General features: G+C 72.7%; 20 protein-coding genes. 11 read left to right on the top strand and 9 right to left on the bottom strand.

Features of this window, described 5'->3' with window-relative positions; genetic code table 11:
- Positions 1 to 2 precede the first annotated feature (2 nt).
- Together FXF51_RS04085 and FXF51_RS04080 are read right to left on the bottom strand one after the other, a co-directional pair.
- Entirely contained in the window at positions 3 to 2,201 is a 2,199-nt protein-coding gene (locus tag FXF51_RS04085) for an XRE family transcriptional regulator (RefSeq protein ID WP_187414165.1), read from the bottom strand.
- A 108-nt stretch (positions 2,202 to 2,309) separates the two neighbouring features.
- A complete protein-coding gene (locus FXF51_RS04080; protein ID WP_148432872.1) occupies positions 2,310 to 3,215 on the bottom strand; it encodes an alpha/beta hydrolase in 906 nt (301 codons plus the stop codon).
- 127 nt (positions 3,216 to 3,342) lie between these two features.
- Here FXF51_RS04080 and FXF51_RS04075 point away from each other — a divergent pair, with 127 nt between their 5' ends.
- Entirely contained in the window at positions 3,343 to 6,054 is a 2,712-nt protein-coding gene (locus tag FXF51_RS04075) for an ATP-binding protein (protein WP_187414164.1), read from the top strand.
- A gap of 78 nt (positions 6,055 to 6,132) precedes the next feature.
- Here FXF51_RS04075 and FXF51_RS04070 read toward each other — a convergent pair whose 3' ends face one another.
- Entirely contained in the window at positions 6,133 to 6,882 is a 750-nt protein-coding gene (locus FXF51_RS04070) for an alpha/beta fold hydrolase (RefSeq protein WP_222871115.1), read from the bottom strand.
- Positions 6,883 to 6,978: 96 nt separating this feature from the next.
- On the opposite strand from FXF51_RS04070, the gene FXF51_RS04065 reads away from it, so the two are divergent.
- On the top strand, positions 6,979 to 9,606 hold the full coding sequence (locus FXF51_RS04065; RefSeq protein ID WP_187414163.1) for an AAA family ATPase: 2,628 nt from the start codon (positions 6,979 to 6,981) through the stop codon (positions 9,604 to 9,606).
- Positions 9,607 to 9,863: 257 nt separating this feature from the next.
- On the opposite strand, the gene FXF51_RS04060 is transcribed toward FXF51_RS04065, so the two are convergent.
- Together FXF51_RS04060 and FXF51_RS04055 are read right to left on the bottom strand one after the other, a co-directional pair.
- Positions 9,864 to 11,219 carry a metallopeptidase TldD-related protein gene (locus tag FXF51_RS04060; RefSeq protein WP_222871128.1) on the bottom strand — a complete coding sequence of 452 codons (1,356 nt, stop codon included), beginning with the start codon at positions 11,217 to 11,219 and terminating at the stop codon, positions 9,864 to 9,866.
- Positions 11,220 to 11,233: 14 nt separating this feature from the next.
- Positions 11,234 to 12,727, bottom strand: coding sequence for a TldD/PmbA family protein (locus FXF51_RS04055; RefSeq protein WP_148432867.1), 1,494 nt, complete (start codon positions 12,725 to 12,727; stop codon positions 11,234 to 11,236).
- Between the two features lie 77 nt (positions 12,728 to 12,804).
- On the opposite strand from FXF51_RS04055, the gene FXF51_RS04050 reads away from it, so the two are divergent.
- The 3 genes from FXF51_RS04050 (at position 12,805) to FXF51_RS04040 (ending at position 15,566) form a co-directional block, all read left to right on the top strand.
- Complete coding sequence (locus FXF51_RS04050; RefSeq protein WP_148432866.1) at positions 12,805 to 13,500, top strand: beta-ketoacyl-ACP reductase; 696 nt, start codon at positions 12,805 to 12,807, stop codon at positions 13,498 to 13,500.
- 1 nt (position 13,501) lies between these two features.
- Positions 13,502 to 14,266 carry an enoyl-ACP reductase FabI gene (fabI, locus tag FXF51_RS04045; protein WP_148432865.1) on the top strand — a complete coding sequence of 255 codons (765 nt, stop codon included), beginning with the start codon at positions 13,502 to 13,504 and terminating at the stop codon, positions 14,264 to 14,266.
- A 247-nt stretch (positions 14,267 to 14,513) separates the two neighbouring features.
- A complete protein-coding gene (locus tag FXF51_RS04040; RefSeq protein ID WP_148432864.1) occupies positions 14,514 to 15,566 on the top strand; it encodes a B12-binding domain-containing protein in 1,053 nt (350 codons plus the stop codon).
- Between the two features lie 7 nt (positions 15,567 to 15,573).
- On the opposite strand, the gene FXF51_RS04035 is transcribed toward FXF51_RS04040, so the two are convergent.
- The 4 genes from FXF51_RS04035 to FXF51_RS04020 form a co-directional block, all read right to left on the bottom strand.
- The gene (locus FXF51_RS04035) at positions 15,574 to 16,002 is read right to left on the bottom strand and encodes an STAS domain-containing protein (protein ID WP_148432863.1); all 429 of its coding nucleotides are present in this window, start codon (positions 16,000 to 16,002) and stop codon (positions 15,574 to 15,576) included.
- 19 nt (positions 16,003 to 16,021) lie between these two features.
- The gene (locus FXF51_RS04030; RefSeq protein WP_148432862.1) at positions 16,022 to 16,441 is read right to left on the bottom strand and encodes a hypothetical protein; all 420 of its coding nucleotides are present in this window, start codon (positions 16,439 to 16,441) and stop codon (positions 16,022 to 16,024) included.
- Positions 16,442 to 16,577: 136 nt separating this feature from the next.
- On the bottom strand, positions 16,578 to 17,426 hold the full coding sequence (locus FXF51_RS04025) for a hypothetical protein (RefSeq protein WP_148432861.1): 849 nt from the start codon (positions 17,424 to 17,426) through the stop codon (positions 16,578 to 16,580).
- Positions 17,427 to 17,574: 148 nt separating this feature from the next.
- Positions 17,575 to 18,522 carry an aldo/keto reductase gene (locus tag FXF51_RS04020; RefSeq protein ID WP_148432860.1) on the bottom strand — a complete coding sequence of 316 codons (948 nt, stop codon included), beginning with the start codon at positions 18,520 to 18,522 and terminating at the stop codon, positions 17,575 to 17,577.
- Between the two features lie 64 nt (positions 18,523 to 18,586).
- Between FXF51_RS04020 and FXF51_RS04015 the strand changes: the two genes are divergently transcribed.
- From FXF51_RS04015 to FXF51_RS03990, 6 genes are all read left to right on the top strand, one after another.
- Positions 18,587 to 19,273 (top strand): MSMEG_4193 family putative phosphomutase, encoded by a 687-nt coding sequence (locus FXF51_RS04015; protein WP_148432859.1) that lies wholly within the window; start codon positions 18,587 to 18,589, stop codon positions 19,271 to 19,273.
- Positions 19,274 to 19,282: 9 nt separating this feature from the next.
- Positions 19,283 to 19,831 carry a DUF3090 domain-containing protein gene (locus FXF51_RS04010; protein WP_148432858.1) on the top strand — a complete coding sequence of 183 codons (549 nt, stop codon included), beginning with the start codon at positions 19,283 to 19,285 and terminating at the stop codon, positions 19,829 to 19,831.
- Entirely contained in the window at positions 19,828 to 20,595 is a 768-nt protein-coding gene (locus FXF51_RS04005) for an SCO1664 family protein (RefSeq protein ID WP_148432857.1), read from the top strand. Before FXF51_RS04010 ends, FXF51_RS04005 begins: the two co-directional genes overlap by 4 nt.
- A 32-nt stretch (positions 20,596 to 20,627) precedes the next feature.
- Entirely contained in the window at positions 20,628 to 21,281 is a 654-nt protein-coding gene (locus tag FXF51_RS04000; RefSeq protein ID WP_148432856.1) for an NRDE family protein, read from the top strand.
- Positions 21,282 to 21,291: 10 nt separating this feature from the next.
- Complete coding sequence (mshC, locus tag FXF51_RS03995; protein WP_148432855.1) at positions 21,292 to 22,518, top strand: cysteine--1-D-myo-inosityl 2-amino-2-deoxy-alpha-D-glucopyranoside ligase; 1,227 nt, start codon at positions 21,292 to 21,294, stop codon at positions 22,516 to 22,518.
- A gap of 104 nt (positions 22,519 to 22,622) precedes the next feature.
- Entirely contained in the window at positions 22,623 to 23,585 is a 963-nt protein-coding gene (locus tag FXF51_RS03990) for an NAD-dependent epimerase/dehydratase family protein (RefSeq protein ID WP_148432854.1), read from the top strand.
- Positions 23,586 to 23,629: the final 44 nt, after the last annotated feature.

Raw genomic sequence — 23,629 nt, 5'->3', positions numbered from 1 at the left:
CGTCAGGGCGCGGCGTTCGCCAGGTCGAGGCAGCGGCTGCTCGCCTCCGCGTCGCCGACGGCCTCGAACACCTGCGCCGCCCGCGCGTAGGCCTGACGGCTCTCGCCGATCCGGTCCTCCTCGGCCAGCAGAGTCGCCAGCGTCTGCAGGGCGAGGGCCTGCTGGGCGGGCAACTGCGTCCGCTCCATGAGGTCGATCGCCTCGGTGAGCTTGGTGATCCCCTCGGGCCGCTGGCCGAGCAGCCCCAGGCACTCGCCGATGCGGGCCAGCACGATCGGCCGGGTGAACACCACGACGCTCGCCGTCATCCCCGAGCGGTCGTCGTCCAGCAGGGCCAGCAGCTCCAGGTACTGCTCCAGCGCCTCGGTGTGGCGTCCGGCGTCACGCAGGCAGGAGCCGAGCGAGCCGAGACACTGGCTGTAGGGGTCGATCTCGCCGCCGGCCTTGAACGCCTCCGCCGCCCGGGTCTCCGCCGCGATGGCCTCGTCCAGCCGCCCGAGCCGCCGCAGCGCGCCTGCCGCGTTGTGCTCGGCCAGGGCGATCTGCACGGTGGCGCCGCTGCGGGTGGCCAGCTCCATCGCCTGGGCCGTGTAACGCAGGGTGGCCTCCAGGTCTTGCCTCGGCACCAGGTGGACCCAGGCCAGCCCGTTCACCTGCTTCGCCTGCCGGGCCGGATCCCCGAGGGCGGCGGCGGCCTCGGAGCCGAGGGTGAAGAGCTCGTGCCAGTGCGGCCCGTGCATCCACCGGCTGGAGAACCAGTGCATCGCCTCGGCGCAGTCGAGCACGGCGGCGTGCCGGCCGGCGCCCGACAGGTGGCGCAACGCGCCCATCCAGTTGTCCACGTTCACCCGCAACCAGTGGTCGGCCTCCTCCTGGGAGGCCAGGCCGGGGCTGGGCTCGGACCATCGCCCTGCGCTGGTGGCCGTCCGCAGCAGCCACTCGGTCAGCGTCAGGGTGACCGCCTCCCGCTCGGACTCGGGTTCCTCCTCCCTGAGCCGGTCGCGGGCGAAGAGCCGTACCAGGTCGTGGAAGCGGTAGCGTCCCGACGCGCTGTCCTGGAGCAGGCCGAGGTCGACGAGTTCATCGAGGACGTCCCAGGCGCCCTCGGTGGAGGTGCCGCCCGCCACGGCGGCGAGCGCGGCGTCGAAGCTGTGGCCCGGCACCACGGCGAGCCGGCGGAAGACCCGGCGGGTGGAGCCGGCGAGCTGCTCGTACGACAGCCCGAACGCGGTGGCGATCTTCAGATCCCCGGCGCTGAGCTGGTCGAGGCGGCGCTCCTCGTTCGTCAGCCGGGCGGCGAGGTCGGCGGCGTTCCAGGCGGGCCTGCTGACCAGCCGGTTCCCGGCGATCCTGAGCGCGAGCGGCAGCCCGCCGCACAACTGCGCGAGCTGCCGGACTGCCTGCCCGTCGTCGGAGGCGCCGCGCTCCTTCAGGATGCCGGTCAGCAGATCGGCGGCCTCCAGCGTGGGCAGTGGCCCGAGACCGAGCCTGTGCACCCCTTCGAGACCGGCCAGCAGGCGGCGGCTGGTCACCAGCGCCTTGCCCGCGCCGCCGCCCGGCAGCAGCGGCCTGACCTGCTCCTCGGAGGCGGCGTTGTCGAGCACGATCAGCGCGCGCCGCTCGCGCAGCAGGGACCGGTACGAGGACGCCCGCCCTTCGAGATCACTCTCCATCTGCTGCTCCGCCCGGCCGAGCGCGCGCAGCAGCAGGCTCAGGGCCTCCTCGGCGGGCAGGGGCCGCGGTGACATGCCGAACAGGTCGAGGAAGTACACCCCGTCGGGGAAGTCGGTCCGCAGGACATGGGCGGCGCGGACGGTCAGCGTGGTCTTGCCCAGTCCGGCGGAGCCGGTGACGAGCCCCACGCCGGCGGCGCCGGGTGCGCTCTCGGCGCGCATCAGCTCGCTGATCCAGGCCAGCTCCGCGGCGCGGCCGGTGAAGTCGTCGACGGAGCGGGGCAGCTCGCACAGCCCGGTCGGCCGGGTCCAGTGGTCGCGCAGCCGGCCCTCGCGCGCCAGCCCGACGAGTTGCTCGCGCTCGGCGCCGGCCAGGCGGAGGGCGTCGGCCAGCGCGGTGACGGTCCGGTGCTGCGGGCCCTTGCTGCGCCCGCGCTCCATGTCCGACAGCGTCCGGGCGCTGACTCCTGAGACCTCCGCGAGCTGTTCCAGCGTCAGGCGTGCGGCGCGCCGATGGCCTCGCAGCACCTCCGCGAAGCTGAGTGGAGTGGCGATGGAGGGCTCCCTGTGCGCGATCCGGCGGAGATCACGCAAAGCTTACGCGGAGCCTCGCCGGCGGTCGCGTCGCGGGTGGCCTCAGTTTCGGCCGGTGCCGAGCGCCCTGGCGAGAAAGCGCCCGGCCTGATCGATCGCCTCCTGGGCGGAGTGCGTGCCGCGCAGGGCGTTGAGCGTGAGAAAACCGTGGATGACGCCCTGATAGCGGACCGCCGCCACCGGCACACCCGCGCTGCGCAGCCGTACGGCATAGGCCTCGCCTTCGTCGCGCAGCACGTCGGCCTCCGCGGTGATCACCAGGGTGGGCGGGAGCCCGGCCAGTTCCCTGCGCGTGGCCCGCAGCGGTGAGGCGGTGCTCTCGGCCCCTACGTCCTCGTCCGGGAGGTACTGATCCCAGCACCAGCGCATGCCGTCCGCCCGCAGGAAGTAGCCTTCCGCGAACTCGCGGTGGGAGCGGGTGGCACAGGCGGCGTCGGTGGCCGGGCACAGCAGCACCTGCCCGGCCAGCAGCCCACCCGCCCGCAGGGCCAGCGCCGCGGCCAGGTTCCCGCCGGCGACCGCGGTGCGGGAGGCGTCCAGCCCGAGCCCGGCGCCATGTTTTCTGATCCAGTCCAGAGCGCCGAGGCACTCCTCCAGCGCGACCGGATACCGCGCCTCGGGAGCGAGACTGTAGTGCACGAACGCCACCGCCACACCCGCCTTCAGCGCCAGCTCGCGAGCGAGCCTGCCGTCGGAGTGCTCGTCGCCGAACACCCAGTCACCGTGCGCGTACAGCACCACCGGGAGGGCGGCGTCGCTGTGTTCGGGACGATAGATGGTCAGGCCGGCGACCTCCTGGCCGACGGTGCCGGGGACCAGGATCTGCGGCTGCTGGACGTCACGCATGGCCGTGCGCCCCTCTCGCGGCGGCATGCCGTACAGGAAGGGCGGGTTGGCGGTGGCGTCGGCGAAGGCCTGAGCCGCAGGATCCAGCACCGGCTTGGACATGAGGGCTCCCGGAGAACAGCGGACGGCGTGCCGACACTAGGGTGAGGACACGGCCCGGGGCATGCGTCTCATGACGTATTTATTGCGACACAATGGGGCGTTTCCAGCGAGAGGAGCGGGGGCTCTCATGGGCATGGCCCTGTTCGGGCGCGAGCGCGAGACCGCCCAGGTCGAAAGCCTGGTGGCGCGCATCCCCGAGCTTGGCGACGCGCTGGTGATCAGGGGCGAGGCCGGGATCGGCAAGTCGGCCCTGCTGGCGCTCGCGCTGGAGCGCGCCGCGGACCACGACTTCGCCACGGCCGTCGCCGCGGGCGTGCAGAGCGAGACGCATCTGCCCTTCGCCGGGCTGCACCAGCTGATCCAGCCGATGCTCGAGTCCGCCGCCGAGCTGCCAGCCGCCCAGCGCGACGCCCTGCTCAACGCGTTCGGCATGGGCGACGGCCAGGCTCCCCAGCCCTTCCTCATCGCCCTGGCCGTGCTGAACCTGCTCGGCGAGGCCGCCGGAGCCAGGCCGCTGCTCGTCGTCGTCGAAGACCTGCAATGGCTCGACCGGCCCACCACCGAGGTGCTGGCCTTCGTCGCCCGGCGCCTGCGATCCGAGCCCATCGGGATGCTCCTGGCCGTGCGCGAGGGCTACGCGACCACGCTGGACGACATCGGCCTGCCCGAGCTGAGACTGGGCGCGCTCGATCTGTCCGCGGCGGAACAACTGCTGGACAGCCAGCCGGCCGAGCTCTCGGCCGGCGTGCGATGGCGGGTGCTGGCCGAAGCGGCCGGCAACCCTCTCGCCCTGGTGGAGCTGCCGGTCGCCCTCGGCAGGGAGCCGGGCCCGCCCTCGGGAGAGTTCCTGCCGCTCACGGCCCGGCTGGAGCGCTCCTTCGCCACCCGGCTGGCCGAGCTGCCGCGGCGTACCAGGATGCTGCTGCTGGCCGGCGCCGCCAACGACGGTCACGATCTGCGTGAGGCCCTGACGGCCGCCGGCACCGTCACGGGCACCCAGCTGTCGCTGGCCGATCTGGCCCCGGCGATCGACCTCGGCCTGGTGATGCTGCACGAGCGGGCCATCCGGTTCCGCCACCCCCTCGTGCGATCGGCGATCCATCAGAAGGCAGGGCTGCTGGATCGGCAGGCCGTCCACCTGGCCCTGGCCGACGTGCACGCAGCGGACCCCGACCGCCGGGCCTGGCATCGGGCGGCCGCGCTCAACCACCCGGACGAGAGCGTCGCCGCCGACCTGGAGCAGGTGGCGCTGCGCGCCCGGCAGCGTGGCGCGCTCACCGTGGCCGTCACCGCGCTGCGCCGGGCGGCGGAGCTGAGCGAACACCTGCCCGACCGCGCGACGAGGCTGCTGCGCGCCGCGGAACTCGCCTTCGAGCTCGGCCGGGGCGAGCTGATCACCGATCTGCTCGACCTGACCGACCCGGCCCTGCTCGGCGCACCCGAGCGGGCGCGGCTGGCATGGCTGAACGAGATGCTCGAAGAGGGCCGCAACGAGGGCCCGCAGCGGGTGCGCAGGCTCGTCGTGACCGCCGAGGAACTGGAGAGCGCGGAGGATCGGGCCCTGGCGCGCAACATCGTCCGGGCGGCCGCGATCCGCTGCTGGTGGAGCGACCCCGGTGTGGAGCTGCGCAACCGGGTCGTCTCTCTCGCCGAACGACTGGCCGAGCACGACGACGACCCCGAGTTGCTGGTGGCGCTCGCCACCGCGGCGCCGATCGAGCGCGGCGGCGAGCTGATCGAGCGGCTGACGAGGTTACGTGAAGCCCGGCTCGACGGCGCCATGGCCAGACTGCTCGGGGTGGCCGCCAGCACGATCGGCGCGCACGAGCTGTCCGCCGCGTTCCTCGACGACTCCATCCCCGACCTGCGCACCCAGGGACGGCTGGGACTGCTGGCGCAGTCCCTGACCTCGCAGCTGTTCAACCACATGATGACCAGCGACTGGCCCACCGCCATGCTGGTGGCCGAGGAATGCGAACGGCTGACCAGGGAGACCCAGCAGCCCCGCTGGCAGTCGGCGGTCCTGTCCGTCCTGGCCATGCTCGCCGGGCTGCGCGGGGACATGGAGCGGGGGCAGGAACTGGCCGCGCAGAGCGAGCGACTGCTGGGCAGCGTCTCGATCTCCTCCAACATCGCCGTGATCCAGCACGCCAGAGGGCTGATCGCCCTGTGCGCGGGTCAGCACACCGCCGCCTTCGGCCACCTGTGGCGGGCGTTCGACCGTCGTGACACCGCCTACCACCCCATCTGGAGCTCATTCATGCTCGGTGAGCTGGCCGAGGCGGCCGTGCTGGCCGAACACCGTGAGCTGGCCCGTACGGCTCTGGCGGCGATGGAGGACATGGGCGCGCGGACGCCGTCCCCCTACCTGCACGTCGGCCTGCGCCACGCCAGGGCCGTGCTGGCCGACGACGCCGACGCGGAAGGGCTGTTCAAGGCCGCGCTCGAAGCGGACCTGACCTCGTGGCCGACCGCGCGGGCACGGCTGCTGCTCGCGCACGGCGTCTGGCTGCGCCGCCAGCGCCGGATCACCGAAGCTCGCGTCCCGCTGCGCGCGGCCCGCGACGCCTGCGACAAGCTCGGGCTGCTGGCCTGGGGCGAGAAGGCCCGGCAGGAGCTGCGCGCCGCCGGCGAGGGCAGCCACCTGCGCGTGCCCACCTCAGCCGAACAGCTGACGCCGCAGGAACTGCACATCGCCAAGCTGGCCGCCACCGGCCTGTCCAACCGGGAGATCGGTCAGCAGCTCTACCTGTCGCACCGCACGGTCAGCACCCATCTGCACCACGCCTTCAGGAAGCTGGGCATCGTCTCCCGCGGCCGGCTACGCGACGTTCTCTGACACCACCTCGCGGACGCGCCTACGTCATGCGACCGATACCCCTCCCGAGGGCCGGCTGCCTACCGTCGTGCCATGCCGTCATCTCGCCAGGAACTCCAGCAGCAACTGGTTCCACTGCTCATGGTGCGTGAGCGGGGCCCCATGCGGCGCGCCGGGAATCGTGACGAGCGCGCTGCCCCCGATCGCCCGCTCCAGCCGTGCCCCGCTGTCCTGCGGCGGCACGAACGCGTCCGCCTCACCCTGAACGATCAGCGTCGGCACGGTCACGCGCGGCAGGTCCACGGCCGGGTCCGCGGAACTCCACGCGGCCAGCGACTGCGCGGTCGCCTGGGGAGAGGCGTCAGCGGCGATTCTGAGCAGGTACAGGCGGGTCTGCTCGTCCAGCGCGCTCTGGCCGTCGACGGCGAAGAAGCGCAGCAGCACGTCGTCGAGCATGGGGATGCGGTGCCGCCTGGAGGCGGCCCTGAGCTCGTGCGCGATCGGATCCGGGTACACCGCGGGACTGCTCAGCACCAGCCTGCTCACCCGGTCTGACGTGGCGGCGTAGCCGACGGCTTCGGCGCAGCCGGTGGAGAAGGCCACCAGCGCGAGCCCGGTCAGGCCGAGGCTATCGATCAGGGCCGCCAGGTCGGCGGTGAAGGTGGCGTGGTCGTAGCCGGTCCAGGGCCGGCTCGAACGGCCGAAGCCCCGCCGGTCGTAGGAGACCACCCGCCTGCCGGCCTCGACGAGCACACCGACCTGCGCCTCCCAGAACCGCTGCGACAACGGCCAGCCGTGCACCAGCACCACCGGCTCGCCGTCACCGAAGTCCTCGTAGAAGAGGCTCACATCTGTTTCCACCTGTAGGAGCGGCACCTGGCCAGAATGCCGCGGCCTCATTGACACGTCATCGGTCAGATGACTGCACCTGAGGAGACGAACCACATGGACATCATCGGACGGGAGCGGGAACTGACCGCGCTGAGGCAGACGATCGACCGCGCCCCCGGCGGGCCGCCCAACCTCGTGCTGCACGGCGACCCGGGCGTGGGCAAGTCCGTGCTGTTGCGGGCCGCCATCGGCTACGCGGGCGAGCGGGGGATGCGGGTGCTGGGCGGCAGCGGCTTCGAGAGCGAGGCGCAGCTCGCGTTCGCCGGGCTGCACCAGTTGTTCGCGCCGGTGCTGGCCTACCTGGACCGGGTGGAGCCCTTCCACCGCGACACCCTGCTGCGGGTGCTGGGGATGCGCGACGGGGCCGCGCCCGACCGGCTGGCGATCTCGGTGGCGTCCCTGGCGGTGCTGGCCGCGGTGGCCGAGGACGGGCCGGTGCTGATCGCCGTGGAGGACGCGCACTGGGTGGACCATCCCACGCGCGAGGTGATGATGTTCATCCTGCTGCGGCTGCAACCGTACGACCTGCGGGCCGTCTTCGCCCGCCGGCCGCTGACGGCCACCGAGCGCGTCACGCCGGGAGTGCGCATGCTGGAGGTCGGGCCGCTGGACGACGAGGCCGCCGGACGGCTGCTGGACCTGCTGCACCCCGGGCTGCCGCCGTCGGTGCGCGCACGGGTGCTGGCCGAGGCCGCGGGCAACCCGCTGGCGATCACCGAGCTGCCGCAGACGTCGGCCGGGGTGGACCTGCTGCCCACCGGCGCGTCGCTGCGCACCAGGCTGGAGACCGGGTTCGCGGGCCGGCTGCTGGAGCTGGCGCCGCGCATCCGCACGACGCTGCTGGTGGCCGCGCTGGACGGCGACCGGTTGCACCATCGGGCCGAGCTGTCGCCGTACGAGCTGCAGGAGGCCGAGCGGGCCGGCCTGGTCACCCGTGACTCGACACCGTCCGGCCTGCGCTTCCGCCATCCGCTGGTCAGGTCGGCGATCATCAAGACGGCCTCGCCCGAGGAGACGCGCGAGGCGCACGCCGTCCTGGCCGAGCAGCACCAGGCCGACCCCGAGCTGCGCATGTGGCACCTGGCGGCGGCCACGGTCGAGCCCGACGAAGGGGTGGCCGCCGAGATCGAGAAGGCGGCCCGCGCGGTGAGCCTGCGCGGCGGCAGCGGGCTGGCGGTCAAGGCGCTGCAGCGCGCGGCCGAGCTCACCCCCGCCCCGGCCGCCCGCGCCGCCCGGCTGGAGCGCGCGGCCGAGCTGGCCGGCGAGTCCGGGCAGCTCGACCTCGCCCACACCCTGCTGGACGAGGCGCGCCGCCACCTGGACGACCCGGCCAGGGCGCTGGCCCTGAGAGCCCAGATCCTCCTGCTGCGCGACGGCGACCTGGACGCCGCCCGCCGCCTGCTGCGCGGCGACCCGGGCGCGGGCGCGCTGGTCAGGGTGATGGCCGCCTCCTACGCCCAGGATCCCGAGGAGTGGGCGGAGATCACGAAGGTGGTCGCGGGCTGCGGCGACGCGGACGCACAGCTGCTGCACGACGTCTTCCTCGGCGCCGGCACCGCGACCCGGGTGCGCACCGCACTGGACGAACTGCCCGCGGACTCCCCGCCCGGGCGGGTGGCCGCGCTGTGCCGGGCGGCGACCTGGATGGACCTGCTGCCCGACTACCGCGACCGCATCCGCGCGCTGACCGAGGGCGAGGCCGGGCAGGGCGCGGTGACCCACGCCGCCGGCGGCTACTGGCTCGCGGCGCACGACCACTTCCTGGCCGGGCAGTGGGACGACGCCGAGAGCGCCGCCAACGCCGGGCTGGACCTGTGCGTCCGGCACGACCTGGAACTGCTGGCCCACGACCTGCGCTGCAGCCTGGGCTGGATCGCGGCCGCGCGCGGCGACGCCGACAGCGCCCGCGAATACAGCAGGACGGTCGAGCAGTGGGCGGCCCCGCGCGGCAGCGGTCTGCACCTGTCGCTGGTGGCCCGCAACCTCGCCCTGGCCGCGATGGCGCACGGCGACTACGAGACGGCGTATGCGTACTGGACGAGCATCAGCCCGCCGGGCGTCATCCCCGCCTACGTGGCGTACGCGCCGTGGGCGGTCTTCGAGCTGGTGGAATCGGCGGTACGCACCGGCAGGACGGCCGAGGCCGAGGCGCACGCCGCCGCCGCGGCCCCGCTGGCCGACCGGGCTCCCCGGCTGCGCCTGCACGTCATGGCGGCGCGGGCGCTGGTGGCGCCGGAGGAGGAGGCGGTGCCGCTGTTCAAGGCCGCGCTCGCGCTGCCCAGGACCGAACGCTGGCCGTTCGACCATGCCCGGGTCAGGCTCGCGCTCGGCGAGCTGCAGCGCCGCCGCCTGCAGCCGGGCGAGGCCAGGCCCGAGCTGCGCCGGGCGGCCGACCTGTTCGCGGCCGTCGGCGCGACCGCCTGGCGGCAGCGGGCCGAGCAGGAGCTGCGCGCCACCGGCGTGGCGGTCAGCCAGCGGCCCAACGCCGCACACGGACTGACCGCCCAGCAACTGGAGGTGGCCCGCCTGGCCGCCTCCGGGCTGAGCAACAAGGAGATCGGCGAGCGGCTGTTCCTGTCGTCGCGAACGGTCAGCGCCCACCTGTACCGGATCTTCCCCAAGCTCGGCATCACCTCCCGCGCCGCCTTACGCGACGCCCTGGAGGACAGTGCGGTCAACTGACCGATTCGTTCGCCCGGGTGGACGCCGGAAGCTCGTGCCGTGGCCTGAGCCTGCTGCACGCCACCCCGACCCTGACGCTCGGCCTGACCAGCGCCGTCGCCCCCGCCTCAGCGGCTGTCCCCGCCGCGGCGCGGCCATCACCAACGCCGCCCGCGGCCACGACAACGTAAGGCCCTGGTCTGAACCCGCGCCCGGGAAGGCCCGGCCCCTCGCCGGGCCGGGCCTTCCCGTGACCGGCCACCGCCTCCGGCTCAGGGTCAGCTCGCCTGGCTCACCGTGGACATGTTGAAGTCCGGCACCCGCACCGCCGGCATGACCGTCCGCTGGAAGTAGTCGTTCCACTCGCGAGGCAACGTCTGCGCGCTCGCCCCGACCTCCGAGATCCGCCCCAGCAGATCCACCGGGCTCTCGTTGAACCGGAAGTTGTTGACCTCCCCCACGACCTCGCCGTGCTCCACCAGGTACACCCCGTCCCGGGTCAGCCCGGTGAGCAGCAGCGTCTGCGGATCCACCTCGCGGATGTACCACAGGCAGGTGACCAGGAGCCCCCGCCGCGTGGCGGCGATCATCTCCTCCAGCGACGGCCCGCCGGCGGGCCCGGTCATGATGAGGTTGTCGACGGCGGGCGTCACGGGCAGCCCGCTCAGCTCGGCCGAGTAGCGGGTCTGCAGGAGCGCCTCCAGCCGCCCGTCCTTGACCCAGTCGGTACGCCCCAGCGGCAGCCCGTTGTCGAACACCGAGCTCTCCCTGCTGGAGGCGTGGGCCGTCACGAACGGCGCGCACGCGATGCCCGCCGCCCCCGGGTCGCTCGACAGCGTGATCGGCAGGGTGGCGAGCTGCTCGCCGACGCGGGTGCCCCCGCCGGGCTTGGCGAACACGGAGCGCCCGTCGAGCGCGTCGCGCGCCGCCGACGACCAGAACATGTAGATCATCAGGTCGGCCACGGCGCTCGGCGGCAGCAGCGTCTCGTAGCGGCCCGCGGGCAGGTCGACGCGGGTCTTGGCCCACTCCAGCCGCTGCGCCAGCGAGGAGCCGAGGGCGGACACGTCCACGTCGGTGAAGTCCTGCGTGGACACGCCCGTCCACGCGGAGCGCTTCAGGTCGCCCGACTTGGCGTTCAGCTCCAGCCGCCCGGTGGGCTGGTCGTGACGCAGCCGCACGCCCGTGGACGTGCCGAGGAACGTGGAGGTGAGCGTGTGCTCGGCGAACCCGTACAGCTTCCTGCCGCCCGCCTCGGCCGCCGCGAACGCCTCGCCGAGCGCGGGCGCGAACCCCTCGAACACGCCGATGTCGGTGGGCCGGACCTCCTCGCCCCAGTGCGGCGAGGCGGGGCCGCCCTCGACGAGCGCGCGGGCGTCCTCGGCGGGCTGCGCGTCACGCGCCGCCGCGTCGGCCGCCGCCACCACGTCGGCGAGCTGGTCGTCGCGGACGGCCGCCCGCGACACCACGCCCACGCCCTGCCCCGCGATCGAGATCACGGTCAGCCGGGCGGAGCGGGCGACGCCGTTCGTGGTCAGCGTGTTGCCCGCAAAGCGCAGGTTCGCCGTGGAGCTCTCGTCCACGAGCACCACGCAGCCGTCGTTGCGGGAGAGCCGCAGAGCCCTCTCCACCATCTCCTGAGGAGTAGTCACTTCCCGCCCTCCTGCACGGTGTTGAGGATCCGCACGCCCCTGAACAGCGCCGACGGGCATCCGTGGCTGACCGGCGCGACCTGCCCCGGCTGCCCCTTGCCGCAGTTGAACGCGCCGCCCAGCACGTACGTGCCCGGCCCGCCGACCGCCTCCATCGACTGCCAGAAGTCGGTCGTGGTCGCCTGGTAGGCGAAGTCCCTGACCTGCCCGTCCAGCTTCCCGTGCGAGATCTTGTAGGCCCGCTGGCCGGTGAACTGGAAGTTGTAGCGCTGCATGTCGATCGACCAGCTCTTGTCGCCGACGATGAAGATGCCGCGCTCGACGCCCGCGATCAGCTCCTCGGTGGAGGGGCCGCCGGGCGCCGCCGCCAGCGACACGTTCGCCATGCGCTGGATCGGCATGTGGCCGGGGGAGTCGGCGAAGGCGCACCCGTTGGAGCGCCCGAGCCCCTTCATCAGCGCCATCCGCCGGTCGAGCTGGTAGCCGACCAGGATGCCGTCCTTGACGATGTCGAAGCTCTGGCCCTGCACGCCCTCGTCGTCGTACCCGATGGTGGCCAGGCCGTGGGTGACGGTGCGGTCGCCGGTCACGTTCATCACCGGCGAGCCGTAGACCAGCTCGCCGAGCTGGTCGAAGGTGGCGAAGCTGGTGCCCGCGTAGGCGGCCTCGTAGCCGAGCGCCCGGTCCAGCTCGGTGGCGTGGCCGATCGACTCGTGGATCGTCAGCCACAGGTTGGACGGGTCGATCACCAGGTCGTAGTCGCCCGCCTCGACCGACGGCGCGGCCAGCTTCTCCGCCAGCAGCTCGGGCAGCCTGGACAGCTCGGCCTGCCAGTCCCAGCCGGTGCCGGTCAGGTACTCGTAGCCGCGGCCGGCGGGCGGCGCGATCGTCGACATGTCGTCGAAGCCGCCGCCGGCCGCCTTCATCGCGTTCAGCTTCGGATGGACCCGCACCCGCTGCTGCGTGGTCACCGTGCCGGCCGTGTCGGCGTAGAACTTCTGCTCCTTGACCTGCAGCAGCCGCGCCGACACGTGGTCGGCGCCCTTCAGCAGGCCGGCGGACCACTCCGCCAGCAGGCTCACCTTGTCGGCCGCGGGCACCTCGAACGGGTCCACGTCGTAGGCCGACACCCACACGGCGTCGGCGTGCACCGGCTCGGCGGCCAGCTCGATGGGCTCCCTGTTGATCGGCGCGCTCACCTCGGCCACCCTGATCGCCTGCTCGGCCACCACGGCGGCGGCCTCGGGCGTCAGATGGATGCCGGCGGCGAACCCCCAGGTGCCGTTCTTGACGACGCGGACGGCGTAGCCCAGGTCGTCGGCGTCCATGGCGCCTTCGAGCCGGGTGTCGTAGAGGCTCAGCGTCTCCGCCCTGACGCGTTCGAGCCGGAAGTCGGCGTGCTGCGCGCCGAGCTCGCGAGCGCGTTGCAGGGCGGCGTCCGCGAGCTGCCGCAGCGGCAGCTCCAGGAAATCGGGGTCGATCTGGCGCATGTCCACGATCCTAACCCCGTGATCTTGTACCTCCCGGACAAGCCGAAACTCGCCGGTACGAGATAGCGTCAGGTCTCATGGCACGCTCTGTACTCGTCACCGGGGGCAATCGCGGCATAGGCCTCGCGATCGCCCGTGAACTCGCCGCGGCCGGCGACGCCGTCGCGGTCACCTACCGATCGGGGGAGCCGCCCGAGGGCCTGTTCGGCGTGCGCTGCGACGTCACCAGCACCGCCGACGTCGAGGCCGCCTTCGACAAGGTCGAGGCCGAGCACGGCCCCGTCGAGGTCCTGGTCTCCAACGCGGGCATCACCAAGGACACCCTGCTGGCGATGATGAAGGAGGAGACCTTCACCGACGTCATCGACGCCAACCTCACCGGCGCCTACCGCGTCGCCAAGCGGGCCATCAGGCCCATGATGCGGCTCAAGCGCGGCCGGATCATCCTCATCTCCTCCGTCGTCGGCCTGTCCGGCCAGGCCGGCCAGGCCAACTACGCCGCCTCCAAGGCCGGCCTGGTGGGCTTCGCCCGCTCCCTGGCCCGCGAGTACGGCTCGCGCAACATCACGGTCAACGTCGTCTCGCCCGGCTTCGTCGCCACCGACATGACCGCCGAGCTCGACCACGAGTCGATCGTGGCCAACATCCCCCTCGGGCGGCAGGCGGCCCCCGAGGAGATCGCGCGCGTCGTGCGGTTCCTGTCGGGCGACGACGCCTCCTACATCACCGGGGCCGTGATCCCGGTCGACGGCGGACTTGGAATGGGGCACTGACATGGGCATTCTCGAAGGCAAGCGGATCCTCGTGACGGGGGTGCTGACCGACGCCTCCATCGCGTTCTCGGTCGCCAAGCTGGCCCAGGAGGAGGGCGCCACCGTCGTGCTGACCGGCTTCGGCCGCCTCAGCCTCGTCGAACGCATCGCCAAGCGGCTGCCCTCGCCGGCGCCGGTGCTGGAGCTCGACGTGCAGAACAACGAGCACCTCGACACCCTCGCCGCGCGCATCGGCGAGCACGTCGACGGGCTCGACGGCGTCGTCCACTCCATCGGCTTCGCCCCGCAGACGGCGCTGGGCGGCAACTTCCTCAACACCTCGTGGGAGGACGTCGCCACGGCGCTGCAGGTCTCGACGTACTCGTACAAGTCGCTGGCCGTGGCCTGCCTGCCCCTCATGAAGGAGGGCGGCGCGGTGGTCGGCCTCGACTTCGACGCCTCCAAGGCGTGGCCCGTCTACGACTGGATGGGCGTCGCCAAGGCCGGCCTGGAGTCCTGCAACCGCTACCTGGCCCGCGACCTCGGCAAGCACAACATCCGCGTCAACCTGGTGGCGGCGGGGCCGCTGCGGACGATGGCGGCCAAGTCGATCCCGGGGTTCAAGGAGTTCGAGGACAGCTGGCCGGAGAAGGCGCCGCTGGGCTGGGACCTGGCCGACACGCTGCCCACCGCGCGGGCCTGCGTGGCGCTGATGTCCGACTGGTTCCCCGCCACCACCGGCGAGATCGTCCACGTGGACGGCGGAGTGCACGCCATCGGCGGCTGAGCTCCTTCTCTCTTTTACGGCACAGCCCACGGCGCCCCACCCGCCGCACGTGGCCGGCCCCTGTCCAGGAGCACGCTCCTCCGGCTCAGGGGCCGGGCGCCGTCACGCGCGAGATGCCGGCCGTCCGCGTGGATCCCGGCGCCCGATGGGGCACCCGCCCGCCACCGAAGCGCGCATTCTGCTTGACCGCCTCCCCCCGGCGCGCGATGTTGGCCGGGGAAACCGTCCACGACGAGGAGGCGGCCACATGGCGGACAACCTCGAACACCTCAGAGACAGGCTCTGGACCTCCGCCCTCGACGGCGACGACCACGGCGCCGCCGACGCCGCGATGACGGCGCTCGACGACGGCCTCCCCGTGGAGGATCTCCTGCTGGACGTGGTGGCCCCCCTCCAGAAGCAGGTCGGGGACGCCTGGGCCGCCAACGAGGTGACCGTCGCCCAGGAGCACATCGTCACCGCCGTCGGCGAGCGGGTGATGGCCGCCGCCTCGCGGCACCCGGCCGCCCGCGCGCGGCACGCCGGCGACAGGGGCCGGGCCGCGGTGGCGTGCGTGGACGGCGAGTGGCACGCGTTCCCCACCAGGCTGCTGGCCGAGGTGCTGCGCCTGGACGGCTGGCGGGTCGACTACCTGGGCCCGCACGTGCCCACCCCGTTCCTGCCGATCCAGGTGCGCGAGTCGGAGGCGGACGTGGTGCTGCTGTCGGCGTCGCTGCCCACGCGGCTGCCGGCCGCCCGTGAGGCGATCACGGCCTGCCGGGAGGTGGGCAGGCCGGTGCTGGCGGGCGGCGCGGCCTTCGGCGAGGACGGCCGTTACGCGCGCATGCTGGGCGCCGACGGCTGGGCGCCGGACGGGCGCGGCGCGGCACGGCGCCTGATCGAGGACCCGGCTCGCGGGCCCGGGGGAGCCGAGGGCCCTGACGACCAGGAGTACGGCCAGATCAAGGGAACGGCGCAGGAGCTGATCGACTCCGTCATGTGGCGGCTCAGCGAGCGGATCCCGGCGATGGCCGCCTACAGCGACCGGCAGCTCAGGCACACCCGCGAGGACATCGGGCATGTCATCGACTTCCTCACGATGTCGGTATATGTGCGTGACCCCGCGCTGTTCTCCAGGTTCCTGCTGTGGATGGCCGGCATTCTCACGGCCAGGGGCGTGCCGGAGGAGACGCTGTACCCGGCGCTGGAGCTGATCGCCGCCGGGCTGAAGAGCTGCCCGCGGGCGCAGGCGACGGTGGAGCAGGGCCAGGAGGTGCTGCGCCGCGAGCACGGCAAGGACAAGCCGGGACACCCGTTCTGAGGCGCGCTCAGCCCGGAGGGTCCTCCTCCAGCCCCCGCATGGCATCGGCCACGCCGGGGAACAGCGGGAGCAGGCCCTCCAGGCCCGCCTCACCCAAGATCTGACGGATGTAGCCATGGCGGTCGACCAGCGCCATCAGCCCACCACCCCGCTTGTGCATGTGGTGGGCCAGCAGCACCAGCATGTCGACCCCGAAGTCGTCGAGGTAGTGCAGCTCGCTGACGTCCACGATGAGCCGCGCGCCCTCGCCGGCCAGTTGCTGGATCTCCCGTTCGACCTGGTCCACGGTGGCATCGTCAAGGCTTCCGCCAAGGGCGATGACGGCCCAGGAGCGTCGGAAGTCCGGAACTTCCCTGCGTTCTGCCACGAGCACTGATCGTCTCACTGTCTCGGCACGGATGGGCTGCCTTCTCCTGCCCCCAAGGGTGGTACCCATCCGTCGAAATCTGAGCCGATCAAGGGGGGAGACGATATGCGGACACCCAGGCGGCTCTGGCCGTGCGCGCCCGCTCGGCCGCGGCGAGGTGCCAGGCGGCGCGTTCCCGGAAGTGCTCGAGGTCTCCGTTGCCCCGTTCGGCGCGCTCCCGGCACAGGCGCACCGCCTGCTCGTGGACGGCGATCAGAACCTGGTAGGACAGGGAGTGATCGAGCGTCGCCCGGATGGGCGTGGAAACGGGCCGGCCGGCGTCCGGGTGGGCGTAGGGCTGTCCCGTCCGCAGGCGCTCCAGCCGCAGCCCCGCGCGGCGAGCCCGTTCGGCGGCGCGCGCGGCCCGCTCGCCCGCGGCTTTCGCGAGGCGCAGGAACCCTTCGCGCAGGCATGGTTCCGTCTCGGACCGGTGCCGGTCGTCCAAGGGAGGATGCTCCAGAGCGGACATCACGACTCCTCAGGCGTGTAGGCCGCCTCGCCACGACAGTGATCCCGTCATTCACCATTGGATTCCGAGGACGGCTCACCCACCAAGATAGACGGCTTCGTGTCCGATGCAACACACAGTGTGATCGCCGAGGGGCTCATGCCAGCCGGTGCCGGCCGTTGCCCGTGCGGGCCGGCTCGAAGGGGATGGACTCGGCGGGCTCCGCGCGCTGCCGCCGTTGCTGCACGATGCGGGTGGCCAGCACCGCCGAGCCCAGCAGCGCGATCGTCAGGACCGTGCCGAGCACGTCGGAGGCGGGCGGGCTGGGGCGCACGACCCGCTGGTCCTGCATGGGCACGGCGAGTTCGTGCACGAACGGGTTGGGCCACAGCAGGTCCACGCGCGGCTCCTCGGCGTGGGCGGTCTTCCGCTCGGGGACGGGCGTGCCGGTGCCGACCGACTGCGGGCTGCTCGGCGGGGGAGTGGCGCTCGGCACGGCCGGGGCCGCCGAGGCGGTGCTCTCCCAGCCGCGCCCCGTGCGGACCTCCGTGGGCGTGGCCGAGGACTTGGGGCGGGGGGTGAGCCGGTCGGCGGTCTCCTGGTCGTCGCAGGCGAGCACCGGCAGGCACACGTTGCCGAGAGTCTCCGGCACCAGGCCCGTCCTGCTCGGCCTGGGGGTGGTGGGGGAGGAGGTGGACGGCTTGGCGGAGGAGGAGGCGGAGGGGGAGGCCTTGGTGGTGGGCACGGCCTCGCCGACCCGGCCCAGCACCTCGTCGGTGGCCTTGTCGACGCCGTCGGTCAGCGGGTCGGTGGCGCCGCCGGTGAGCGTGTCGACCGTGCCGGTGACCGCGTCGACCACGTCGCACAGCGTGTTGGTCACCCCTGAGAGCAGGCCTCCGTCGCGTGTGCAGTCCTGGGCGGCGGCCGAGGCGGCAGGCGCCGCCACCGGGACGGCCGCCAGCGCCACCGCGAGAACTCCAGCCGAGATCGCGGTCCTGCTCCCCATCCGTCCCCTCCTGCGTCGCTTCCGGGGGAAATCTTTATGGACATCGCGCGTCAGACGCAGGCGTTTGCCGGGTAAAGTTGCGATTCGGTATCGAGTAGTGATACGCGAGAAGGTCTCTCGTTCCGTGTCGCGCCCGCCGCGCGGCGGGTCAGTCGAGGGACGACACGTCATCGAGGGCCTCGCGGATCTCTATCGGCAGCACGACGTCCTCGGCCGGGAGAACGCCCTTCAACTGCGCGTGCGTGCGCGCCCCGACGATGGCCGAGGCCACGCAGGGCTGGTCGCGCACCCACGACAGCGCCACGGCCAGGGGCGAGACGCCGAGGCCGTCGGCGGCGGTCATGACGGACTCCACGACCCGCCGGCTGCGCTCGTCCAGGTAGGGCCGGACGAAGTCGGCGAAGTGCGGGGTGGCGGCGCGCGAGTCGCCGGGGATGCCGGTGCGGTACTTGCCGGTCAGCACGCCGCGCCCGAGCGGCGACCAGGCCAGCACGCCCACCCCCAGGTGCGCGGCGGCGGGCAGCAGCTCGCGCTCGGGCTCGCGGGCCAGTAGGGAGTACTCGGCCTGGGCGGAGGTGATCGGGATGCGGCCCGGGATCATCTTCTGGGTGACGGCGGCGGCGGCGAGCTGCCAGCCGGTGTAGTCGCAGACGCCCGCGTAGACGGCGCGCCCCGAGGCGACGATGGCGTCGAGCGCGGCCAGGGTCTCCTCCAGGGGCACCTCGGCGTCGTAGGTGTGCAGCTGCCACAGGTCGACGTAGTCGAGCCCGAGCCGGTTGAGCGAGTCGTCGACGGCGGCGATCAGGTGGCGCCTGGAGGCGTCGCGCGGGCGGCGGCCCGCCGGCGTCACCACGGCCTTGGTGGAGATCACCAGCTCCGCGCGCGGCACCGAGTCGCGCAGCATCCGCCCCAGCAGCCGCTCGGCGTCGCCGCCCGTGTAGACGTCGGCCGTGTCGACCAGGGTGCCGCCCGCGTCCATGAACGTGCGGAGCTGGGCGGCGGCCTCGTCCGCGTCGGTGTCACGACCCCAGGTCATCGTGCCGAGCCCCAAGCGGGACACCGACAGGCCGCTGTGGCCGACATAGCGCTGCTCCATGATCCCGCCAGGTTACCGTCCAGGCCGATGAAACGTGGGAATCGACGCCTGCGACACTTGCTGGATGACCACGCTGCTTCTGGCCCGGCACGGGCTGACGGACCTCACCGGGCCGGTGCTGGCCGGCCGCACCCCGGGAGTGCATCTGAGCGAGGCGGGCAGGGCGCAGGCCGCCGCGCTCGCCGGGCGCGTCGCCGGCGTCAGGCTCGACGCCATTGTCTCCAGTCCGCTGGAGCGCTGCCGGGAAACGGCGCAAGCGGTCTCGGAAGGGCGCGGGCTGGACGTCAGGATCGACGACCGCTTCATCGAGTGCGGCTACGGCGAGTGGACGGGCCGGCCGCTGGCCGAGCTCGCCAAGGAGCCGTTGTGGCAGGTCGTGCAGGCGCATCCGAGCGCGGCGACTTTCCCGGAAGGGGAGTCGGTGGCCGAGATGCAACATAGGGCCGTTTCGGCGGTCCGGGAGTGGAATCGAATCCTGGGGAGTAAGGCTGTCTACCTGGTTTGCAGCCACGGCGACGTGATCAAGGCGATCGTCGCGGACGCTCTGGGCCTTCACCTCGATCAGTTTCAGCGGATAACAGCCGATCCGGCGGCCCTCACCGTCATTCGCTATGCCCCCTTGCGCCCCTTTGTTCTCAGGGTCAACGATATGGGGGAATTGCGGCTTGCCGAGGATTCGGAGGAGAAAGACGGGGGAGAAAACATCACCGGGAGCGATGCCGCCGTCGGCGGCGGACCCGGAACCACGTAAGGTCAGGCTATGCCGGTCTTCGACTACGACCCACCAGAGAGGTTCGTCGCCGGTGCGTTGGGGCAGCCGGGCGCACGGGTCTTTTTTCTGCAGGCCAGGGCCGAGGGCAGACTGACCACGGTGGCGCTGGAGAAGTTGCAGGTCGCCGCACTCGCGGGCAGGCTCGACGAGCTGCTCGACGAGGTGCTGCGGCTCAGCGGGGGCACCGCCCAGGTGCCCGCGTTGGCCCCGGCCGACCTGACCGACGACGCTCCTCTCGACACGCCGGTCGCGGAGGACTTCCGCGTCGGCACCATGGCGCTGACCTGGGACGCCGAGAAGTCGCAGGTGGTGATAGAGGCGCAGGAGGTCGTCGAGGAGGACGACCTGGAGATCCCCGATCCCGCGGTGCTGCGCGTGCGCATCAGCGCGGGCGCCGCGCGTGCCTTCACCCACCGGGCCCTGCAGATCGTCGCGGCGGGCAGACCGCCGTGCCCCCTGTGCGGGCAGCCTCTCGACGCCGCCGGTCACGTCTGCGTCCGTCTCAACGGCTACCGCGGGGGTGAGGCGGCTTCATGACCGCTCCCGAGAGCGAACCGGCCATCAAGCCACCCTCCCCACCGCCGTCCCTGCATGACGAGGAGGCGCTCGCGCTGCTGCGCGACGGCACGCTCGAGGTAGCGGGCCGCCTCGTCGAGGCGACCAACATGACGCTCTACTGCTCGGTCAAGCTGGGCGAGCGGTCGGCCGCCTGCGTCTACAAGCCCGTACGCGGCGAGCGCCCCCTGTGGGACTTCCCCGACGGCACCCTCGCGGCCCGCGAGGTGGCCGCCTTCGAGGTCTCGCAGGCCACCGGCTGGCGCATCGTCCCGCCCACCGTCTACCGCGAGGGCCCGTTCGGCCCCGGCATGTGCCAGCTCTGGATCGACACCGAACGCGAGATCGACCTCATGCGGCTGGTCAAGAGCCGCAACCCGGTCGTGCGGCGGATGGCGGTGTTCGACGCGGTGGTCAACAACGCCGACCGCAAGGGCGGCCACCTGCTGCCGCTGCCCACCGGCCACGTGTACGGCGTCGACCACGGCGTCTGCTTCTCCGTGGAGGACAAACTCCGCACGGTCCTGTGGCAGTGGCGCGGCAAGCCGCTGGCCCGCGAGGCGGTGGCGGTGCTGGCCAAGCTGGAGCGCGACATCGAGTCGGGCTCGCTCGGGCGCAGGCTGCGCGAGCTGCTCACCCTGGCGGAGGTGGAGGCCACCTGGCAGCGGGTCAGGCGGCTGCTCGACACCGGCGTGCATCCGTACCCGTCGGAGGGCTGGCCGGCCATACCCTGGCCCCCCATATGAAAGACCTGGCGCCCGTTTAATACCCTTTGCCCATGTGCACGCTGATCGTGAGAACCGGGCGGCGGCTGAGCCTCATGGGCGTCAGGGACGAGCTCGCCGACCGGCCCTGGGAAGGGCCGGGAGAGCACTGGCCGGAGTACCCGGGCGTGATCGGGGGCCGCGACCTGAAGGCCGGCGGCACCTGGCTGGCGGTCAACGCCTCCGGCCGCCGGGCCGCCGCGCTGCTCAACGGCCGCGGCAAGGCCGCCGACGAGCGCACCAAGGTCTCGCGGGGCGACCTGGCGCTGCGGGCCGCGTACACGGGGGAGCTGCCCGGCGACGGCGAGCTGCGTGACTACGACCCCTTCCACCTCGTGCTGGCCGACCTGACGCGGGTGCGGCTGCTGAGCTGGGACGGCGAGCGCGCGGCCGTCTCCGAGCTGCCCCAGGGCACCAGCATGGTCGTCAACACCGGCTTGGACCCGGACAGCGAGCGGGTCGTCGCGTACCTGCCGCGCTTCAGGGACTCCGGGCGATGGGGCGAGCTGATCAAGGCCGAGCCGTCCGCCGACCCGGGGGCGCTCATCGTCAGGCACGAGCTGCCCGACGGCCGGGTCTTCGCCTCCCTGTCGGTGATGGAGGTCGCGATCGCGCAGGAGGGCGTGACCTACGACTTCACCGACCTGACCGCTGATCGGGACGGATAGGCTCAAAGACATGAGATCGTGGTCTGCCCAGAACGTTCCCAAACTCCCAGGTGAGAGCATTCCGCTCAGTCTCTACGACACCTCGGCCAAGCAGGTGCGGCAGACCGACCCCGGTCCCACCGCCAGGATGTACGTCTGCGGCATCACCCCCTACGACGCCACCCACCTCGGCCACGCCAACACCTACCACGCCTTCGACCTCGTCGGCCGGCTGTGGCGCGACGCGGGCCACGAGGTGCACTACACGCAGAACGCCACCGACGTGGACGACCCGCTGCTGGAGCGGGCCGCCCAGACCGGCATCGCCTGGCAGGACCTGGCCGAGCGGGAGATCGAGCTCTTCCGCGGCGACATGGAGGCGCTGCGGATCATGCCGCCCCGCGAGTACGTGGGCGTCACCGAGGTCGTCGGCCGGGTCGCCGGCCTGATCGCCAGGCTGGCCGCCAAGGGCGTCACCTACGACCTCGACGGCGACGTCTACTTCAGCGTGGCCGACGCCCCCAAGTTCGGCCAGGTGTCCGGGTACGGCGAGCAGGAGATGCTGGCCCTGTTCGCCGAGCGCGGCGGCGACCCAGAACGGCAGGGCAAGCGGCACCCGCTCGACTGGCTGCTGTGGCGGGCCGAGCGGCCCGGCGAGCCCGCCTGGGACTCACCGCTGGGCCGCGGCCGTCCCGGCTGGCACATCGAGTGCACCGCGATCGCCCTGGACAACCTGGGCGCGGGCTACGACGTGGCCGGCGGCGGCTCCGACCTGATCTTCCCGCACCACGAGTGCGGCGCCTCCGAGGGGCACGCGGCGACCGGCGAGTGGCCGTTCGCCAAGTTCTACACGCACGCCGGCATGGTGGCGCTCGACGGCGAGAAGATGTCGAAGTCCAAGGGCAACCTGGTCTTCGTCTCCAAGCTGCGCCGCGAGCACGACCCGATGGCGATCAGGCTCGTCCTGCTGGCCCACCACTACCGGGCCGACTGGGAGTACGTGCCCGGGCTGATGGAGCGGGCCGAGCAGCGGCTGGCGCGCTGGCGCTCCGCGGTCGCGCTGACCGCCGGACCGCCGGCCGGCGAGGTGCTGGCGAAGGTGCGCGAGCGGCTGGCCGACGACCTCGACTCGCCCGGCGCGCTGGCCGCCGTGGACGCCTGGGCCGAGCAGGCCCTCGCGGGCGGCGGCAAGGACGAGCCGGCTCCCGGCCTCGTCCGCGACCTCGCCGACGCCCTCCTCGGGGTCGCCCTGCGCTGACCCCGTCCCTTCCGAAGCAGCGGCCGTCCGATCCGGGCGGCCGCTTCTCGCGTTCATGAGGCTATACTGATTGTCAGTAGAGCTGATTATCAGGAGGAGCCCTCATGATTCTGATCACCGGTGGCCTCGGCTTCATCGGCACGCACACCACCCGGGCCCTGCTGGACCTCGGAGAGTCCTGCGTGCTCGTCCAGCGCCGCCCCGCCGAGGTGCCGGAGACCTTCGCGGCCGAAGCGGGCGAGCGGCTCTTCGTCGAACGGGCCGACGTCTCCGACGAGCGCGCCCTGCTGGAGATCGGCGACCGCCACAAGATCACCGGCATCATGCACCTGGCCGGCTCCATGCCCTGGCCGCCCGGCGCGCACGAGCCCATCGAGCACACCGAGCTGGCGCTGCGCAGCCTGCTCAACCTGTTCCGCGCCGCCCGCGACTGGCAGGTGCGCCGGCTCGGGCTGGCCAGCACCATCGGCGTGTACGCCGGGATCACCGCCGAAGGCCCGCTCGGGGAGGACCTGCCGCTGACGATGAGCGCCCCGCACGTGATCCCCCGCTTCAAGAAGATCGGCGAGCTGCTGGCCGGCCACCTGGAAGAGGTCTCCGGCGTCGAGGCGGTCAACTACCGCATCGGCGGCATCTGGGGGCCGCTCGGGCACAACCCGGACCCGTTCTTCCCCGCCCCGCAGCTCGTGCACGCCGCCGCCCGCGGCACCGAGCCCGACCTGTCCGCACTGGTGGGCGAGGCGCGCGCGGGCAACGGCATCGACGTGTGCTACGTCAAGGACTGCGGGCGGGCGCTGGCGCTGCTGCAGACGGCCGGGCGGCTGCGGCACCGCACGTACAACGTGGCCTCGGGCCGGATCACCACCAACGGCGAGCTGGCCGCGGCGATCAGGGAGCACGTCCCCGGCGCGCGCGTGGACCTGCCGGAGGGCCGCACCCCCGGCGCGGTGGACAACCCCCTCGACATCACGCGGCTGCGCGAGGACACCGGCTTCGAGCCCGCCTACGACACCGGGCGGGCGGTCGCCGAGTACGTGGACTGGCTGCGCGCGGGCAACGAGCGCTAGACAGGCGGAACCCCCGCCGGACGCGCCCGGCAGGGGTTCCAGGG

Origin of the sequence: Nonomuraea sp. PA05, assembly GCF_008086045.1 — a bacterium.
Taxonomy (GTDB): Bacteria; Actinomycetota; Actinomycetes; order Streptosporangiales; family Streptosporangiaceae; genus Nonomuraea; species Nonomuraea monospora.
The sequence above is the reverse complement of the archived record's forward strand: the minus strand, read 5'-3'. Positions and strand labels throughout refer to the sequence as shown.

Coding starts and splice junctions, on each gene's coding strand:
- FXF51_RS04065 (WP_187414163.1), top strand. CDS start 6,979: ATGGACATCATCGGACGGGAGCGGGAACTGACCGCGCTGAGGCAGACG.
- FXF51_RS03990 (WP_148432854.1), top strand. CDS start 22,623: ATGATTCTGATCACCGGTGGCCTCGGCTTCATCGGCACGCACACCACC.
- FXF51_RS04010 (WP_148432858.1), top strand. CDS start 19,283: ATGCCGGTCTTCGACTACGACCCACCAGAGAGGTTCGTCGCCGGTGCG.
- mshC (WP_148432855.1), top strand. CDS start 21,292: ATGAGATCGTGGTCTGCCCAGAACGTTCCCAAACTCCCAGGTGAGAGC.
- FXF51_RS04055 (WP_148432867.1), bottom strand. CDS start 12,727: ATGCGCCAGATCGACCCCGATTTCCTGGAGCTGCCGCTGCGGCAGCTC.
- FXF51_RS04015 (WP_148432859.1), top strand. CDS start 18,587: ATGACCACGCTGCTTCTGGCCCGGCACGGGCTGACGGACCTCACCGGG.
- FXF51_RS04075 (WP_187414164.1), top strand. CDS start 3,343: ATGGGCATGGCCCTGTTCGGGCGCGAGCGCGAGACCGCCCAGGTCGAA.
- FXF51_RS04050 (WP_148432866.1), top strand. CDS start 12,805: ATGGCACGCTCTGTACTCGTCACCGGGGGCAATCGCGGCATAGGCCTC.
- FXF51_RS04005 (WP_148432857.1), top strand. CDS start 19,828: ATGACCGCTCCCGAGAGCGAACCGGCCATCAAGCCACCCTCCCCACCG.
- FXF51_RS04020 (WP_148432860.1), bottom strand. CDS start 18,522: ATGGAGCAGCGCTATGTCGGCCACAGCGGCCTGTCGGTGTCCCGCTTG.
- FXF51_RS04060 (WP_222871128.1), bottom strand. CDS start 11,219: ATGGTGGAGAGGGCTCTGCGGCTCTCCCGCAACGACGGCTGCGTGGTG.
- FXF51_RS04040 (WP_148432864.1), top strand. CDS start 14,514: ATGGCGGACAACCTCGAACACCTCAGAGACAGGCTCTGGACCTCCGCC.
- FXF51_RS04025 (WP_148432861.1), bottom strand. CDS start 17,426: ATGGGGAGCAGGACCGCGATCTCGGCTGGAGTTCTCGCGGTGGCGCTG.
- FXF51_RS04080 (WP_148432872.1), bottom strand. CDS start 3,215: ATGTCCAAGCCGGTGCTGGATCCTGCGGCTCAGGCCTTCGCCGACGCC.
- FXF51_RS04000 (WP_148432856.1), top strand. CDS start 20,628: ATGTGCACGCTGATCGTGAGAACCGGGCGGCGGCTGAGCCTCATGGGC.
- FXF51_RS04035 (WP_148432863.1), bottom strand. CDS start 16,002: ATGGGTACCACCCTTGGGGGCAGGAGAAGGCAGCCCATCCGTGCCGAG.
- FXF51_RS04030 (WP_148432862.1), bottom strand. CDS start 16,441: ATGTCCGCTCTGGAGCATCCTCCCTTGGACGACCGGCACCGGTCCGAG.
- fabI (WP_148432865.1), top strand. CDS start 13,502: ATGGGCATTCTCGAAGGCAAGCGGATCCTCGTGACGGGGGTGCTGACC.